The sequence below is a fragment of the Coprobacter sp. genome (genome assembly GCF_982436375.1).
Genome location: NZ_CEWDCG010000290.1, coordinates 1 through 2,707, shown reverse-complemented (window position 1 = coordinate 2,707; position 2,707 = coordinate 1). Strand labels below are relative to the sequence as shown.

Sequence of the window (2,707 nt, the reverse complement as noted above, 5' to 3'; positions counted from 1 at the left end):
AGTTAAAAGTGGAACTTTACCGGAAAATAAAATTATTATAATATTTTGATCGAACATTTCTCACAATAAAACACACGATGTCTATGAAAACAAAAAATTGGGGTAAGGTTTACCTGATAATGTTACTTGTATGGATTCCGTTTTTCGGGAGTGCAAAGAAGAATAATGTTACCATTTATCCGATGCCGAGAGGAGAAAAAATCAGTACAGAATATGCTGTTTCTGTTGCCGGTCGAGATGTCCCGGTTTATATCGCTAAAGTCGCACCTTTGGATAAACGGAAAAGATGGGATGCAATGGATAAGCGTCAATGCGGAGAGGGATATTATGATATTGCGTCTTTTGCTTATTTTGATTTGAACGAAGGGAAGGCTAAAATAACAGTTACAGTTCCGGAACAGATAGATTCAGTGAAAGTATTGCCCTCTTCTTATGGCATAAAACCGGATATTAAAGGGAATAAACTTTCTTTTACGGTGTCTTCACCGCAGAATCTGACGATAGAGGTAAATGGAGAGTGGATTCGATCTTTACATTTGTTTGTAAACGGACCGGAACAGAATATCCCAGACCCGAACGATCCGAATGTTATTTTTTATGGACCGGGAATTCATGAAATTACTCATGTTGAGGTAGGAGATAATAAGACGGTATATGTTGCCGGAGGTGCGGTTGTCCGTTTGACGATAGGGGCGGATGAGCCTTTCCATGTTTCAAAGTTTGGATTAAAAGGGTATTCGAAGGCTTTTTGGCTGAAGGGAAATAATATAACTTTTCGGGGACGTGGTATTTTAGATGCGAGTGCATGTACTGTGCATTCCCGTCATATGATCGGAGTACGCGGTGAAAATATACGTCTTGAAGGGGTTATTCTCAGAGATGCGCCATTGTGGACAGTTCCGGTCGATTGTTCTAAAAATGTAGTGATAGATAATATTAAGTTATTGGGGCGGCGGGCAAATTCAGATGGTATAGATATTTGTAGCAGTGAAAATGTCTTAATTAAAAATTGCTTTATCCGTACTTTGGATGATTTGATTGTTTTGAAAACACCGAGAGGCATGAAAGATATGAAACATATAAGAGTTGAGAAATGTGTGTTATGGAATCAAATGGCTCATTCTCTGAGTATCGGGGCTGAAATTACACAGCCGATAGATGATGTTTTGTTTACCGATTGCGATATAATTCATGATATCGGAAGGGAGTGGGCTTTGCGTGTGTACCATACAGATAAGGCATTGGTGACGAACGTACGTTTTGAGGATATTCGCATTGAAGAGTGCAATAGGTTGATGTCTGTTTGGATTGGAAAAGATGTGTGGACGACAGATCCTGAACCGGGTAGAATCGATGGCGTTACTTTTCGTAATATAACGGCTTTTGGTAAAACTCCGAATGTGGAGGTTGTCGGTTTTGATGAGATGCATAAGGCAAAGAATATTCTTTTTGAAAATATTCGTGTAAATGGTCGATCGTTGATTAAGGACGATGTATCGGTTAATAAATATTCTGATAATGTTATGGTTAAATAGTGTAGAAAGAATTTTTTTCTGATTGAAGAATCCGAATTTTTTAGATACAGTAGTTTGGTGTTAATGATTATGCGGACTTTTGGAGGAGACCGTTAGAATGTGATTCGGAAATTTTTTGAAGAATCCGATTCCGGAAATATAGAATTGTCCATTTCCTTAATGTTATAGTTAATGCTTGTGGGTCATGATATCGAGAACTATTTTATCGGTTTCATTCATCCCTTGAGAACCGATAAGAGTAAGATTTCGAATGCATTGATCTACATCATTTTCAATAATGCCTTCTACGGATGTTACACATTTTTGTTCCATTGCCAATATTGCTGATAATACTGCTGTTGATACGCCGCTGGTTAATTTTAATGCACAACTCGGTTTAGCTCCGTCACAAATCATTCCTGTAAGATTTGCGATCATATTTTTTACTGCTGCTGTGATTTGAGGGTATTTACCTCCCATAAGATAAGTTATTCCGCAACTCGATCCGGTAGCTGCAACAACGCAACCGCATAAAGCAGATAATCTTCCGAGACTTTGTTTTATGTAGATTACGGTAAGGTGACTTAATATCAAAGCCCGGATCAATTCTTCCTCTGTTTTTCCATTTTCTTCAGCATAAATGACAATAGGTAATGTTGCCGCTATACCTTGGTTACCGCTCAGTACCTGGTATACCGACACCCATAGCATTTTTTAATATATTGGCACTTAAATATACGGTTATTTTTTCTGGTATTGTCCCTAAAATTTCCGTGGCTTTGGCTGTGCATAGAGCAACGGAAATGGGTTCGGTGCATCCGATTGCCGGAATGACTTCTTGCTGTATCAGTTTAAGAATTTTTGTTCTTTCTAAAGTATCCATCAACCTTATTTTATGCTTCAAAGATAGCGAAATTTAATGGACTATATAGGTTTTCTGATAAGAGAATATTATCCGGCCATTTTTGTAAGTTGCATAGTCTTCTGCTATTTGAATTTATCGAAACGAAAAAATATTCTTGGAAGTAATTTTCAAAAAGTGTTCATGTAAAATTTCGGCAGACTATGGAGTTTGTTTTTATAGGGTATATTTCTCATTTATTTTGTAATAGAGTTCTCTGGAATCTTATTTTTCTAATGATAATTTGATACATTTGCAAAATATTTGGGATAAGTATATTTATGGGTAAGAT

General features: G+C 37.0%; 1 protein-coding gene and 1 pseudogene. One reads left to right on the top strand and one right to left on the bottom strand.

Annotation, left to right across the window (positions count from 1 at the left end):
* Positions 1-83: 83 nt before the first annotated feature.
* A complete protein-coding gene (locus AC1WHX_RS11740) occupies positions 84-1,535 on the top strand; it encodes a glycosyl hydrolase family 28 protein (protein ID WP_022390551.1) in 1,452 nt (483 codons plus the stop codon).
* 168 nt (positions 1,536-1,703) lie between these two features.
* Here the strand turns inward: AC1WHX_RS11740 and AC1WHX_RS11735 are convergent.
* Positions 1,704-2,397 (bottom strand): annotated as a pseudogene (locus AC1WHX_RS11735) (L-serine ammonia-lyase, iron-sulfur-dependent, subunit alpha).
* Between the last annotated feature and the right edge of the window lie 310 nt (positions 2,398-2,707).

Bases quoted from the DNA above. Each gene is read 5' to 3' on its own strand.
- AC1WHX_RS11740 (WP_022390551.1), top strand. From the start codon at position 84: ATGAAAACAAAAAATTGGGGTAAGGTTTACCTGATAATGTTACTTGTA.